The sequence below is a fragment of the Sulfurospirillum sp. hDNRA2 genome (assembly GCF_024206095.2).
Taxonomy (GTDB): Bacteria; Campylobacterota; Campylobacteria; order Campylobacterales; family Sulfurospirillaceae; genus Sulfurospirillum.
Genome location: NZ_CP159800.1, coordinates 227,376 through 241,585 on the forward strand (window position 1 = coordinate 227,376; position 14,210 = coordinate 241,585).

General features: G+C 45.0%; 16 protein-coding genes. 9 read left to right on the plus strand and 7 right to left on the minus strand.

Translation table 11 applies throughout. The features are described 5' to 3' along the window. Positions 1-165: 165 nt before the first annotated feature. The 4 genes from NL930_RS01225 to NL930_RS01240 all read left to right on the plus strand — a co-directional run bounded on the left by NL930_RS01225 (position 166) and on the right by NL930_RS01240 (position 2,339). Positions 166-456: a hypothetical protein gene (locus NL930_RS01225; RefSeq protein WP_039673881.1), complete on the plus strand. Its 291-nt coding sequence runs from the start codon at positions 166-168 to the stop codon at positions 454-456. A 186-nt stretch (positions 457-642) separates the two neighbouring features. Beyond that, positions 643-1,731: a transglutaminase family protein gene (locus tag NL930_RS01230; protein WP_254377213.1), complete on the plus strand. Its 1,089-nt coding sequence runs from the start codon at positions 643-645 to the stop codon at positions 1,729-1,731. 3 nt (positions 1,732-1,734) lie between these two features. Further along, positions 1,735-2,067, plus strand: coding sequence for an aryl sulfotransferase (locus NL930_RS01235; RefSeq protein WP_254377212.1), 333 nt, complete (start codon positions 1,735-1,737; stop codon positions 2,065-2,067). Then, positions 2,064-2,339, plus strand: coding sequence for a heavy metal-associated domain-containing protein (locus NL930_RS01240; RefSeq protein WP_039673877.1), 276 nt, complete (start codon positions 2,064-2,066; stop codon positions 2,337-2,339). Before NL930_RS01235 ends, NL930_RS01240 begins: the two co-directional genes overlap by 4 nt. A gap of 69 nt (positions 2,340-2,408) precedes the next feature. On the opposite strand, the gene NL930_RS01245 is transcribed toward NL930_RS01240, so the two are convergent. Beyond that, the gene (locus NL930_RS01245) at positions 2,409-2,840 is read right to left on the minus strand and encodes a hypothetical protein (protein WP_254377211.1); all 432 of its coding nucleotides are present in this window, start codon (positions 2,838-2,840) and stop codon (positions 2,409-2,411) included. Between the two features lie 151 nt (positions 2,841-2,991). Between NL930_RS01245 and NL930_RS01250 the strand changes: the two genes are divergently transcribed. Beyond that, a complete protein-coding gene (locus NL930_RS01250) occupies positions 2,992-3,618 on the plus strand; it encodes a LysE family translocator (protein WP_254377210.1) in 627 nt (208 codons plus the stop codon). A 57-nt stretch (positions 3,619-3,675) separates the two neighbouring features. Here the strand turns inward: NL930_RS01250 and NL930_RS01255 are convergent, their stop codons facing one another. Continuing rightward, positions 3,676-5,388, minus strand: a complete 1,713-nt coding sequence (locus NL930_RS01255; protein ID WP_254377209.1) for a DEAD/DEAH box helicase — start codon at positions 5,386-5,388, stop codon at positions 3,676-3,678. A gap of 336 nt (positions 5,389-5,724) precedes the next feature. Then, entirely contained in the window at positions 5,725-7,788 is a 2,064-nt protein-coding gene (locus NL930_RS01260) for a molybdopterin oxidoreductase family protein (RefSeq protein ID WP_254377208.1), read from the minus strand. A gap of 129 nt (positions 7,789-7,917) precedes the next feature. Here NL930_RS01260 and NL930_RS01265 point away from each other — a divergent pair, with 129 nt between their 5' ends. Further along, on the plus strand, positions 7,918-8,490 hold the full coding sequence (locus tag NL930_RS01265; RefSeq protein ID WP_254377207.1) for a YqiA/YcfP family alpha/beta fold hydrolase: 573 nt from the start codon (positions 7,918-7,920) through the stop codon (positions 8,488-8,490). Here NL930_RS01265 and NL930_RS01270 read toward each other — a convergent pair. From NL930_RS01270 to NL930_RS01280, 3 genes are read right to left on the minus strand one after another with little or no spacing between them, the layout of a single operon-like run. Beyond that, positions 8,453-9,352 carry a DMT family transporter gene (locus NL930_RS01270; protein ID WP_254377206.1) on the minus strand — a complete coding sequence of 300 codons (900 nt, stop codon included), beginning with the start codon at positions 9,350-9,352 and terminating at the stop codon, positions 8,453-8,455. The two genes, NL930_RS01265 and NL930_RS01270, sit on opposite strands and share 38 nt — an antisense overlap. Before the next feature lie 43 nt (positions 9,353-9,395). After that, complete coding sequence (locus NL930_RS01275) at positions 9,396-10,205, minus strand: AraC family transcriptional regulator (protein ID WP_354672757.1); 810 nt, start codon at positions 10,203-10,205, stop codon at positions 9,396-9,398. A gap of 36 nt (positions 10,206-10,241) precedes the next feature. Beyond that, entirely contained in the window at positions 10,242-10,640 is a 399-nt protein-coding gene (locus NL930_RS01280) for a hypothetical protein (RefSeq protein ID WP_039673864.1), read from the minus strand. Positions 10,641-10,784: 144 nt separating this feature from the next. Between NL930_RS01280 and amrA the strand changes: the two genes are divergently transcribed. From amrA to amrB, 3 genes are read left to right on the plus strand one after another with little or no spacing between them, the layout of a single operon-like run. After that, positions 10,785-11,327 carry an AmmeMemoRadiSam system protein A gene (gene amrA / locus NL930_RS01285; RefSeq protein WP_254377204.1) on the plus strand — a complete coding sequence of 181 codons (543 nt, stop codon included), beginning with the start codon at positions 10,785-10,787 and terminating at the stop codon, positions 11,325-11,327. Continuing rightward, positions 11,327-12,316, plus strand: a complete 990-nt coding sequence (gene amrS, locus NL930_RS01290) for an AmmeMemoRadiSam system radical SAM enzyme (protein WP_254377203.1) — start codon at positions 11,327-11,329, stop codon at positions 12,314-12,316. Before amrA ends, amrS begins: the two co-directional genes overlap by 1 nt. After that, the gene (gene amrB, locus NL930_RS01295) at positions 12,309-13,100 is read left to right on the plus strand and encodes an AmmeMemoRadiSam system protein B (RefSeq protein WP_039673859.1); all 792 of its coding nucleotides are present in this window, start codon (positions 12,309-12,311) and stop codon (positions 13,098-13,100) included. The genes amrS and amrB overlap by 8 nt, the downstream gene beginning before the upstream one ends. Here the strand turns inward: amrB and NL930_RS01300 are convergent, their stop codons facing one another. Further along, a complete protein-coding gene (locus NL930_RS01300; protein WP_254377202.1) occupies positions 13,101-13,946 on the minus strand; it encodes a GyrI-like domain-containing protein in 846 nt (281 codons plus the stop codon). It lies immediately after the preceding gene. Positions 13,947-14,210 lie beyond the last annotated feature (264 nt).

Sequence of the window (14,210 nt, forward strand, 5' to 3'; positions counted from 1 at the left end):
GTTCACTCTTTTAAATTATATAAAATTTTTGGTATATGTTTACTATATTAATTAAAGATTGCATAAAGATTTTTTTGATGTGAGGTAAAAAAACGGGAAATGACACATTGTTTATGAAATCGGAGTACAATGCGATTTTATTTTTCAGCAAGGAGAAAAAAAGAGATGTTCAAACGTTTCTTAGCGATTTTAGTCAGTCTTTTAGTGTTAAGTTCAGGCGTTTATGCAAGCGGTAGCGCTACAAGCGATACGGTTCAAACCAAAAAACATACGGTTAAAGAAAAAGCCCATAAAGCACCTCAAAAAAACGTCAAACATGCAACGCATTCCGCATCAAAAGTTGCATCGAAAAATACGCCCAAAGCTCATAAACCAACGCAAAAATCTTCCAAACAAGCCTTAGCTGCGGCTAAGAAAAAGAGCGCAAAAAGCCATAAGAGCGCAACCGTCTCTTAAGCAAATTAAACCGTTTAGAGGTTTCGTTTTTAGAAAAACTCCAAACGGTTTTTTTAAGCAAACTCACTGTAAAATCCTATCAATGCACGAGTCTAAGGCTTAGACAAACATAATCGTAATACTCTTTTTTTGACTGCTATTATGTTTTTTCTCCTCTTCGTGCGACTTTACATGTAAGGATCTTTTATGCAAAGAAGAACGTTTATGAAAGGCTGCGTCGCCTTAGGAGCTAGTTCGGTCATCCTCCCTCAGGTTTCGATCTTAGAAGCGAGTGAGCCAAAGAGCAAAACGCGTATTTTTTTCGTCACAAACAGCTACAATCTCAAACACGAAAACAAAAATGGTTTGACGAAACTGTGGGTTCCGCTTCCTCAGGAGACAAGTTATCAAAAAGTGAGCGATTTTAAATTTAGCTCAAATGCAACGAGTGCCTATGTGACCGACAAAAACAGCTACAAAGCTAGAACACTTTACGCTGAGTGGAAAAATGGCGGCGAAAAAGTGCTTGAAGTCACCTACACCATCACAACCAATGAGCGCAATGCCGATCTTAGCAAAGCAACCGCTTCTACCAAATACCCTAAAGATGTCGCACACTACCTCAAACCAACGGCGCACATCCCAACGAGTGGTAAAGTGAAAGAGTTAGCGCTTAAAATCACCGCTGAGGCTAAAACACCTCTTGATAAAGCCAAAGCGATCTACGCATGGGTGACGGAGAATATGTACCGTGACAACGCTGTTGTAGGTTGTGGCGTAGGTGATGCAGGCAAAGCAATTGAGCAGAACATCATGGGTGGAAAATGCACCGACATCAGCTCTGTTTTTGTAGCACTTCTTAGAAGTGTGGGCGTTCCTGCGCGTGAGATCTTTGGTATTCGTTTGGGCAGTTCTCGCTACTCCAAAGCGTGCGGAAGCAGTGATGAAAACGGACTCGCGAAGATCACGGGAGGCGAGCACTGTCGGGCAGAGTTTTACCTTGATGGCGCGGGTTGGGTTCCATGCGATCCTGCCGATGTCGCAAAAGTCATCTTGACCGAGAAAATGACGCTAAACGATCCACTCATCAAAGAGGTTCGCGAATACTTCTTCGGCAACTGGGAGATGAACTGGATGGGTTACAACACTGCGCGTGACTTCGTACTTGCCCCAACACCAGCGCAAAAACCACTCAATATGTTTGGCTACCCGTATGCAGAAGTGGAAGACGATGTTCTAGACTACTACGCACCAGCGGCATTTGCGTACAGTTTTGTCTCACAAGAAAAACTCTAAGCGATGAAAAAAGAGATTCTAGGCGTACTAACAGCTCTGTTTTCAGCCTTTGCGGCAACCGCATGCTGTCTGCCTCCTTTGCTGTTTTTACTCTTTGGAATCTCGTTTGGATTCTTAAGTTTTTTAGAAGTTCTCACCCCATTTCGCATACCGCTCTCCTTATTATCGCTCTTTGTTTTGTGGCTTTCATGGCGTAGTTACGCGCATCATACGTTTACATGTAATCCTCAAAAGAAAAAGCGTTATGTGTGGTTTTACTCGATTATTTTAGGGCTGATTGTCGTGATATTGCTCTATCCTGAATGGGCAAATCTTTTTATTGAGGATGCAGAATGAAAAAATGGTTGATACTCCTTTTACCGTTGATGCTCTTTGCCAAAGAAGAAGTGGTCATAAAAGTGGCTGAAATGCACTGTCCTTTGTGTACAACGGCGGTCAAAAAAGCATTGAAAAGCGTTGAGGGTGTTGAGTCATCCAAAGTAACGTTAGAGACAAAATTAGCAGTAGTCATTGCCAAAGATGGCGTTAAAGATAAGACGTTTTTAGATGCTGTGAAAACGACGGGGTATGAGGGTGTGGTTGTGTCTCGTAAGCAGTTGAAAGAGTAGGTTACTTTTTTCTTTACATGTAAAAGATTTATGGTTCAATTTTATTAAAGTAGTTTGCACTTTATTCTGTTAAGATTTAAAATGATATAAACCAGCCTCTTTAATTAATGGTGACAATTTTTTAATACTAACATCATCGTAATACCAAATAAGATATGTATAGTCCCAACTTTCTTCAATTACGCAATTTAAAGATGGAATTAATAATTTATCGAATTTATCACCAGGTTTATTCATTGCTTTTTCATATGTTAATATAATTAAATCTACAGATTTTAATAATTTTATAGAAAAATTATTTTCTATTTTATAGACCTCATATTTTTTAAATATTAATCTAAGCAAATGATTAAATTTTTCCCATTCATCAATGGTGACTTCATCAAGTTTATATGCGTTTTCAATTCCTAACCAAGAAGACCATAAAGTAATCGCTTCTTTTTTACAATTAGGATTTGGTTCAAAATATGCATTATAAAATTTTTCAATATCAATGCTCAATTATAAACCTTTCATATAAGAAAATTTGAGAAAATAAATCTTAGCAAAAAAACCATTTAAACAATCTCTCTTATGTCTCTATCCACATTCACGTGCTAAACTTTCACAAGCCATAAATTCTGGTCAAACTTTTTACATGTAAAGGCACATCATGAGTGAATATGCTTTTCTTTTAGCGATAGCGACGGTGTTTATATTGGGGACGATGAGTCCGGGACCTAGTTTTATTTTGATTGCCAAAACGGCTGTTTCAAAGTCTCGCAAAGAGGGATTTGGGGTGGCGATTGGTTTAGGAATGGGCGCTGTTGTTTTTTCGCTTTTAGCCATTTTTGGGCTCTATGCTATTTTGAAAACCGTGCCTTTTTTGTATGGCGCTTTAAAAATCGTAGGAGGCATGTACCTTGTCTATTTAGCCTATAAAATGTGGAAACACGCCGATACGCCTTTAGAGACCAAGCTGAGCTTAGAGCAAAAACCCAAGAGCTTTGCCAAAGCCATTCTTTTTGGGTTTGCAACACAGATGAGCAATCCAAAAACCGCCATCATCATCGGAAGTATTTTTGCCGCTTTGCTTCCCCAAGAGATACCGCCTTTTGGAACGCTGTTTGTCTGTTTAATCGCTTTTATCATCGATGTTTCATGGTACTCGTGCGTTGTAGGACTTTTGTCAACGCAAAAAGCCCAAAAGATTTATTTACGCACGAAGAAGTACATTGACAGACTTGCAGGAAGTGCGCTGGGTGTTTTAGGTTTTAAGTTAGCGTTGGATAGGGCGTAGAGAAGCAATATAAAAGAAGCAAGACGGCGTGATTATTGCACGCCGTCTTCTTAAACATTAGTCTTTTTTGTAAGCGTTTCTAGGAGCGGCTTTTGGTGCACGACCTGCGTCAGAGCGTGGTGCGCTGGGTCTGTCGGCTCTTGGAGCGCGTGGCGGTCTGCTATCATTACTATCACGTGTTCCTTTGTATCCGCCGCCTTCGCGTGGGGTTGAACTGCTTCCCTCTTTTGCAAAAGGGTTACGGCTTTCGCCTCTTGGAGGACGCGCGTCTTTGCTTCCGCCCTCACGTGAGCCTTTGTAACCGCCGCTATCGCGTGAGCCGCCTTCACGACTGCCTCTGTAGCCGCCGCCCTCACGTGAAGAACTTCGGTATCCGCCGCTTCTGCTATCGCGTCTACCGCCGCTTCTTCCGCGACTGTTTTCACGCTCTTCGATGTTTTTGACGACATTTTCGAGTGTTTTTTTATCCAAGCCGATTTTATCCGGTCCTACGGGACTGTTTTCTCTTAGGAGGTTAGAGAGTAGTTTAAGCGCGATTTGCGACATATCCATCTCTTCTTCCAAAAGGGCTAAAAGTTTGCTTGCGCTGTCGTTAACTTCGGCATTTTTGATTTCGTCGGCAATTTTGACGAGCTTGTTTTCTTTAACGTCTCGAAGACTTGGAACCATTCTATGTTCCATTTTTGAGCCGACTTTTTTGCCGATACGTTGCATAGAGTGAAATTCGATCGGCGTTACGAGCGTAATCGCCGTTCCTTTTTTACCCGCACGTCCGGTTCTGCCGATGCGGTGAACATAGCTTTCCGGATCAAAAGGCATATGGTAGTTGAACACGTGGCTGATGTCGGCGACGTTCAAACCGCGGGCGGCGACGTCGGTTGCGACTAAAATTTCGATTTGGGAATTACGAAAGCCTTTAATAACGCTTTCACGTTGGTTTTGTTCCATATCGCCGTGTAAGCCTTTGGCCGCATGTCCTACTGCCATCAGTTGGGTGGAGAGTCTGTCGACCTCTTTTTTCGTACGACAGAAAACGATGGCTTTTTCAGGCTCAAGCGCATCCAAAAGACGAATCATCGCATCGTCTCTTTCGTATTCGTTAATGACGTAATAGAGTTGTTCGATGTCTTCATTCGTCGTGTGGTCTTTGGGCGTAATGCTCACAAATTGCGGTTCGTGCAAAATCTTGGTTGCGAGACGTTTGATAGGATCTGGCATGGTTGCTGAAAAAAGAAGGGTTTGACGTTCTTTAGGAAGGTAGGTAAAAATCTCTTCAATGTCTTCTAAAAAGCCCATATCGAGCATTTCGTCGGCTTCGTCAAGGACAACCATTTTAGGTGCAAAACCGGGTAATTTACCGTTTTTGAGAAGATCGAGCATTCGTCCCGGAGTGGCGACGATGACGCTAGCGCCTTTTTCGATCAAACCGATTTGACGGGAATAGGAGCTGCCTCCGTAAATCGTGACGGTTTTAATACCGCAAAAACGACCGAGCGAATAAAGCTCGTCGCTGACTTGCGTCGCAAGTTCACGCGTAGGGGTGATAACTAAAAGTTGGACTTTATTAAGGTGTGCATCGATCATACTCATGGTCGGAAGGCCGAATGCCGCGGTTTTACCCGTTCCGGTTTGGGCTTGTGCGACGATGTCGTTACCTTGGAGAACCAAAGGAATGGCTTGTTGTTGAACGGGACTCGGTTCTTTAAAACCAGCCTCGGTAATAGCTTTGAGAATATCTTGGTGTAAACCGAAAGATTCAAATGTTTGCATAATGTATTTCCGTTGTGATTAATTTTTCAAAACAAACTTAAAGTGCGGCGCGGCACAAACTCGTATACATAAAAATTTAATGGGGAGCAACCCGTCAATATCGTATGTAAAAACCTACATACTCACTGAGGATATCCCAAATCCGGTAGGTTTTTGTTGAAGTTCTTTTTTCTTGAAGTCTTGAATTGGAGACATTATAGTGAAAATAGATTAAAACGAGGTTAATACTTTTTTTAAGGTATACCGCTAAACTTCGAGAAACGCTCGTCGTACCGAAACGATCTTAGCATCAATCGATGTTTTAGGTAAGATCGTTTCGGTGTCGTACGAGGTGCTTTAGAGGTTGACGACTTCGACCTTGATCGACTTAAATGCCGCCGTCAGCGTGAAGACGTCGCATCGATCGCCGAAGAGTCGGTTGATGTCGGCATCGGCGTGATGAAAAGTACAAAAAAGCGTTTTGGGTCGAACTTTGTCGGTCAACTGAACTTTTAAAGGCGCACTTTGTCCAAATTCGGTTTTTAAGATGACTCTTTCGCTTTTAAAATCCGCCGCATCGGCTTCATTGACCAAGAGCACCGTCTCCTCGTAACGTTTGGCGAGTTTTTCGCAACGCAACGTCTGCGAAGCGTTGTTGTACAAAGCCAGCGTTCGTCCGGTCGTCAAATAATAACCGCTTAAACGCTTTTCATGCAACGCTTCGACCATGCCTCGAAGTTCGTACGCGTGGTAATGAAAACGTCCGTAACCGTCTTCGGTACGAAAATCGAGCTGGTGTAAAATCGGCGTGTCTTCAGTATGAACGGGCCATTGCAGACCTCGTACGCGGTGTCGCTCAAGTCTGTTGTAACTCGCACCCGAAAAACGGCGGTATGCCACTTCGCGCACTTCGTCCCATATCTGTTTCGAATCGGCGTAAGCGTACGTTCCTTTGATCTTTTTTTCCAGCAGCTGGATCACTTCCCAATCGTCGGGAAGATCGGTTCGCACCAAGGGTTGCGAAAGGTGCAGGCGTCTCATGGCGTTGATGTAAACGCCCGTTTTTTCATAAGCGGATTTGACGCCTACGACGATGTCGGCGCATTCGGCGATTTTCGTCATAAAGAGTTCTTGCACGAAGATCAATTCGGTCTTTTGAAGCGCTTTTTCGATTTTAGAGGTATTGGGATGAACATGCGTTAAATCTTCGCCCATATTGATCACGGCTTTGATGCGCCCGTCGATCATTTCGTCGATCAATTCGGGCGTCATCAATCCGATCTCGTCGGGTATTTGATAATCGGGAGCGTAATAGGGCAACATTCCCATATCACAGGCGCCTTGAACGTTGTTTTGTCCGCGAAGCGGCATCAGTCCCGCTCCTTGCTTGCCGATATTTCCCGTCATCAACGCCAAATGCGTGATTGCCATAACCGCAAACGATCCGTCGACATGTTCGGTCACGCCCAAACCCCAAAAGATCATCGATTTTTTGAGTGCGTATTCGCGTGCGACTTTCGGGATCATTTTGCTCAAATACTCGTACCCTTCGAGCTTTTCGAAGTATTTCGGATTGGCAAACGGGTCGTTTAAAATGCGCTCTTTAAAGTCGTTAAAACCCAGCGTCCGATCGGCGATAAAATGTTCGTTGTAAAGCTCTTCGGTGATAATCACGTACGCCATCATATTTAAAATCAGCAAATTGGCTTCGTGCGGAATAATGCCTTTGTACTTTGCCAAACGGTGCAAGGTAATCTCTCGGACGTCGAACACCGCAAGGTTGTCGTGCTTGGTCGCCATATCGACGATACGGTTGGAGATGATCGGGTGCGCTTCGGTCGTGTTAGAGCCGATGACGACGATAAATTCGGCATGGTAAATGTCGTTATACGGATTGGTTGCCGCACCCTCGCCGATGGTCGTTCGCATACCTTTAAGGCTAGGGGAGTGGCAAATGCGCGCGCAATTATCGACATGCGGCGAACCGAGCGTAAAGCGCGTAAATTTTTGCAAAAGGTAGGAGCTTTCACACGAGGTTCGCGCTCCTCCGATCGCACAAATGCTTTTGTTACCGTAGCGTTTTTGCACTTCTTGGAGTTTCATCGCGCATGCCGTCGTAGCACCCTCCACGTCGGTTTCAAACCATATTTGATCGAGCGATCGGAGCCTTGAGGCTATCGCTTGGGCAATTTTTGGGTTCTCTTTTAAAAACTTTTTTTTAATACGCGGCACTTTGAGCCGGTCGGGTGCATTTAAAAATTCGTAGCCGTACTTGCCTTTGACGCAGAGTTTTCCCTCGGATACCACGCCTTCGGCATGAGCGAAAATACTTTCAATCCGATTGTTTTTGACGTTTGCCGCGATGTCGCATCCTACACCGCAATACGTGCAAACACTGTCGATGACCTCACTGTTTTCCATGTTGTTTTGCCTTCTTCCGCCTGTTGTCGTGTGCGAATTATATAAAATCACGCCTAAATCAAAAGCCGCTACGGTGTTATTAATTGTGTTTTGATTACAATACGAAAATGAACTTTTAAAGGAGCGCTTATGATTATTTACATCCACGGATTCGGCTCAAGCGGAGAAGCGAACAAGGCAAAATTGTTGCGTGCTCATTTTCACGAAAAGGGCATTCGCTTTATTGCGCCATCCTTGCCGACGATTCCCGATCTTGCGATTCACACGCTTGACGAATTGATCGAGTCGTATCTCGCGAACGAAACGGTTTATTTGATGGGTTCTTCTTTGGGCGGGTATTACGCGCTTTATTTGAGCGATAAGTACCATCTCAAAGCCGTCTTGATCAATCCCGCGATCAATGCACCCGAAACTTTAGATCGCGCCATCGGACACGGAGTCAATTATTACGATAACTCGGCGTATGAGTGGAACGCTTCACATGTCGAAATGCTAGAGAGTTACGAGATTGAAGAGCCCAATCTCAAAAACCTCTTTGTTTTGCTTCAAAAAGGCGATGAGGTGCTCGACTACGAAGAGGCGTTTGATGTTTTAGAAGGAGCGAAGATGATTGTCGAGGAGGGCGGCACTCACAGTTTTGAGGGACTTGAGCGCCACTTTGAGGCTATTCAACGTTTTTTCGGCGTCGCTTTAAAAGTGTAATATTGTTGAGCAATTTAACCGCATAAAGCGTCAAAACGGTTCCTAAAATGATAAAGACGTCCAGCTTCTCGTCCAAAAAGAGCGCACTTAAAATAATAGCGGAGAAGGGCACGAAAAAGACGAACGAACTCACTTCCGCGGCACCGAGCTTTTCAATGCCTAAAAAATAGATGGTATTGGCAAACGTGGACGCGGCGAGTGAAATCAACGCGATATTGATCCAAAAAACACGATCGAACGACGCAAAAGGCAACGCACCGATATCGGCAAAGAAAACCCAATCGAGCACGACGGTAACGACATACATGTAAAACGTAAACACGATCGGCGAAATCTTGGTCGACTTGGAGCTGATGATCGTGAGCACCGCCCACAAAATCGCCGCTAGCAAAAAGTAAAGGTTGTGGATAACCCAGATATGCGCCGGATCAAACGTCCAGATGTGCAACATCGTTAAAACGCCAAGCGCGCCTATCATCAACGCAAACGCATCTTTGCGCGTGACTTTTTTCGTTCCCAAAATCGCTAAAAAGACAAACGTCAAAATCGGAATCAGCGTCGTAACCATCGCACCGCCCAAAGACGCCGTACCGAATTTCGTGCCGAGATAGTAGTATTTGTTGTATAAAATGAGCGTCACCGAGACCAAAACAACCAAACCGAAGCTTTTAAGGTCGATTTTAAACGAGTGTTTGAGCCAAAGAATGATCGGAATCATCGAAACGGCGGTAATGCCGAAACGCAACCAGATCATCTCGTAAGCCCCGACGTAATGTCCTATGATTTTGACGTTGACCCACGAACCGCCCCACGCGACCATCGCAAGAAAGAGTAAAAAGAAAAAAAGATTTTTATGTGCCATAGCAAGCTCCTTGCGTGAAGTGTACCGTTTTTACATGGAAAAGTTATAGAATAAAATTGCTTTTTTGCAACGTCTTGGGCGAATAGCCGTAGATCTTACGAAACGCTCGGATAAAATGCGACTGGCCGCTAAAGCCCGCTTCCAACGCGACATGCGAAAGGGGTGCTCCTTGCATCACCAGCGTTTTAGCTTTGCAAACGCGCCCAGCGATGATGTACTGATGCGGGGTGAGTCCCGTATGGTTTTTAAACAGTCTGAGAAAATGGTATTTGCTTACATGTGCGGTTTTGGCGAGTGCGTTTAACGTGATGTCCGTTTCGATGTTATCGTGGATGTACTCGATGACCGTCGACATCGCTTGAGGCTCGTGATATGCCAACGGGTAGGGTGCCGCTTTTTGTGCATAATGCGCGATCAAATAACCAAGCGCGTCGATGAGTCGAGACTCCACGATCATCGCGGCTTCATCGGCGTAAACGGCTTGAAAAAAGGCGATAAGACGCCTAAAAAATGCTTCGTCTTCGATGATGTGCCGCTCGAAAATCGGCATCTTTTTTTCACCGTACATCTGCTCGTATAGCGTGCTTAAAAGCTCGGCGTCGGGATAAAAATTGGTGTACTGCCACGCATGCGACTCTCCTCCGTGAATTTCGCCCGGATTGATAATGCGCGCGGTGTGTTCGTACACCGGAATAATTCGATGCTCGTAATGCGACGTAAATAACCCTCGGTGCGTGAGTCCGATCGTGTAGGTGTCGTGAAAATGGAATGCAAAGTTATCGGTCGAATCGGCGATATTTTCAAACGCCGTATCGCTCAGAAGTGGAAGTTTCATAGCACAAGTATAACGCAATTTTGCACGTTAAAATAGTACAAAATTGCGCATCGTTTAGTAATGCGTAAATTTAACGGCTTGGGCTTTGCCTTCGATGCCGTTCAGTCGATTCCACGAGACACCGAGTTTTTCGTAGCGTACGAAGATGAGCGCGTCTGCACCTTTTTTGAGGGCTTCTTCTTTGAGCTTGGCTTCAACGTCGGCTTGTTTGGGCTCGTCTCCCCACGGGTTGAGTTTGGTGACGCTAGCACTCACTTCGCCCATGTTTTTATACGGGCGATCGGCAATATCAAGCTCGTACATCAAAACCGTCGGTTGTAATTTGAAATGAACATCTGCCGCTTTTGCCTCTTGTTTGGCGGGTTCGGGTGCTTTTTGACTCCAAAAATTCCAATTCATACTGCACCCTGAAAAAAGAGCGACACCTACGATCATTGCCATCCATTGTTTCATTCACTGCTCCTCAAATTTCATACGATAGTCTAGCAAAACAGTGTTAATGTTTGACATGTCAACACGTTTTGGTATCTGCATCAGCCATTTTATCCTATAATTGTACCGATAAGACTTCTTTCATCATTTTTGAAAAGAGAGACCATGCAAAACGTGATTCTGGCTATTGCCAAACAGGCTATCCAAGACGGCTTAGAGCATACTTCGACGATCGATACCAGCGCACTGCTCAAACAAAACCCCAAATTTGCCGAAGCGAAAGCGACGTTTGTGACCCTCACTCTGTACGGACAACTTCGCGGTTGTATCGGCTCGCTCGTTGCGCATCGACCTTTTTTAGACGATCTAATCCATAACGCCAAAGCCGCGGCATTTGATGACCCTCGTTTTTACCCGCTAAGCCCTGAAGAGTTTTTACATGTAAAGATCGAAGTCTCCCTTTTGAGCGCACCCGAAGCAGTTACATACCATGACATCGAAGAGTTGAAGTCGAAAATTTGTGTGGGAGAAGATGGCATCATCTTGCAAAAAGGGACGCGAAAAGCGACCTTTTTACCCCAAGTGTGGGAACAACTGCCCGATTTTGAACTCTTTTTTTCACACCTTTGTCAAAAAGCGGGACTGGAAGCAGGGTGTTTAAAAAATCATCCCGATATTTGGCGTTACAAGGTTGAAAAGGTAAAATAATGACCTACTTTAAAGCGGAAGGTTCTCGTCTGGTGTGCTTGCTCTGCGCGCATTATTGCCGTCTCAAAGAGGGACAAAGCGGCATCTGCGGCGTGAATAAAAACGTACAAGGCGTCATCCAAAATCTCGTCTACGCTCATCCCGCGGCGTTACATGTAGACCCTGTGGAGAAAAAACCGCTCTACCACTTTTTACCGGGCACGAGGGCACTCTCTTTGGGAACGATCGGCTGTAATTTTAAATGTCCGTTTTGCCAAAACTGGAGTATTTCCCAAGAAAAAACCTTACATGTTAAAGAAGCGATCACTCCCGAACACATCGTAGAAACGGCACTCAAATACGAATGTGCTTCCATCGCCTACACCTACAATGAACCGAGCATCTTTTACCCCTATGCCCATGACATCGCTCTTTTGGCGCACAAACGGGGCATTAAAAACATCTTTGTGACCAACGGTTTTGAATCCTCTGAAGTCATCGACGATATGAAAGGCGTCATCGACGCGGTCAACGTCGATCTCAAATCGTTCAACCGCGATTACTACCGAAAAGCCCTCGGCGGCTCGTTGGAGGTCGTTTTGGAAAACCTCAAACAGTTCAAACGAAACGGTCTTTGGGTCGAAATCACGACGCTGATCATTCCAACATGTAACGATTCGGACGCGGAGCTTTTTGCCGTCGCTTCGTTTATCGCTAAAGAGTTAGGCGAAGAGACCCCATGGCACATCAGCGCGTTTCATCCCGATTATCACGAGCTTTCATTGCCTGTGACACCGATGCAAACCTTAGAGCGTACGCAAACCCTTGGCAAAAATGCAGGGCTTAAACACGTCTACGTCGGCAATGTCGAACGCGAAAATCCGACACGATGCGCTACATGTCAAAACGTTGTAATCGAGCGTCACCGCTTTGAAGTCACGGCAAACTCTTTAATCGAGGGATGCTGTCCAAAATGCCACACCAAACTCGCAGGAGTTTTCGATGAATAAACGAAAATCGGCCGTCGCCGGCATGTTTTACCCCGAAAGTTGCGCTGAAATCCAACGCTATATCGAGCACTTTAATCAAGCAGCCCCCAAGCCGACTTTCGACGTTTCGCCAAAAGCGCTTATCGTGCCGCATGCGGGCTACATTTACAGCGGCTACACCGCCAATCTTGCCTACCGCTATGCCGCTTTAAAATGCCCCGACATCAAACGTGTCGTGGTCATCGGTCCTAGTCATCGCGTCTACATCGCAGGTGCTTCCGTCGCGTTGTACGAGGCGTATCACACGCCCTGCGGCGAACTGGAAATCGACCTTACGTACGCTCATACGCTCCAAAAAGAGTTTGCTTTTTTAGATTTTCACTCCAATGCACACGAAGAGCACTCCACCGAAGTGCAGATGCCCTTCATCCGTCACTACTTCAAACACGCTAAAGTCATCGAAATCGTCTACGGCGACCTTGCGCATACGGAGCTCTCACGCCTCATCGACACCGTGCTTTGCGAAGAGCAAACCTTGCTTGTCATTAGCACCGATTTAAGCCATTTTTACACGCAAGAACGCGCCAACGCGCTCGATCAAACGTGCATCGATGCTATTTCACGGCTTAGCCTCCAAGGTCTCTCTCACGGCTGTGAAGCCTGTGGACTCACTGGCGTGAAAGCACTGGTGCAAAGTGCGCCAAACTTTGGACTTAAACCCTACTTTTTAGACTATCGCACCAGTTTTGATCGCACCCAAGACGCCTCGCGCGTGGTAGGCTATGCCTCGTTCGTAGTGGGGTAATTACACAATCGGCACGTAAATCTCAGTACGCAAGTTCTCAGGTTTCGTGCGTCTTGGGTCGCGGTTGAGGTACTTTTCAAACAAAGGTGCATCACGAAGCCCAATACCTTCACTCACCACCCAATCCATAATCTGCGCATACGTCGCTTTAAGATTTTCATACGCACCTTTATGCAAAAACACCGCACATTTTCCGCCCTCAAGCACCTTTTTAAAGACTTCACCTTTGACCTCAATGCTCTCATCTTCACACGTGATGCACGCATCGTAGCGCAGTAAATTTTGCTCAACAAGGCTTGGATTGTCGTGCCCGATGCCAAAGTGCATCGTTGCTTTACCCATAATATTTTTGCGAAACTTCATTCTCTGCTCATACGCAAACGCCATCAAAACACTCCACGCCTCGCATGAAGAGGTTTCGTACGCTCCTGTTTTTCGCACATAAAAAACGCTTAGAGGTTTAAACTCGACCATGGTAGGTTTTAGCATCACAACTCCTTTGTTCGCTTTAAGCATCGTCGCATACGCACGTGGACTCATGCCAAAACGGTTTTTGAACGCTTTACTAAAAGAGGCATTGGTTTCAAACCCACACGAGAGTGCCACATCAGTGATCTTAGGCTCAGTTTTAAGCTTCCACGCCGAATAAACCAGCCTCACCCGAGCAATAAAATCGCCGATGTTTTCTCCCGTAACCGCTTTGAAAATGCGATGAAAATGGTACTTTGAAAACCCTGCAATGCGTGAAAGCTCCTCAAGACTCAGCTCTTTGTCCGCATTTTGCTCGATGTAAAAAACAACTTTATACACCAAACGAACGTAATCCTCACGGGTACTCTCTTTCATCTTGCCTCTTTTGCTTTGCGTTTGGGGTATTGTAGAAAAATCGAAGAATTAAAACTACTCCGATATTGCTAAGTTTTGAAATAATATTTAAGTGTTGTTATTATAGAATGAAATCTCCTATAATTAGTCAATAGAAGGTTCTGAATATGGCTATTTTTATGATTGTAATGTTTATAGGCTTTCATATCCTCCCCATTTTATTCGCATGGTTCTATTGTAAAGTATTTAGAGCTCCTGCTAGCTATGTATGGTTATTCATTTCCG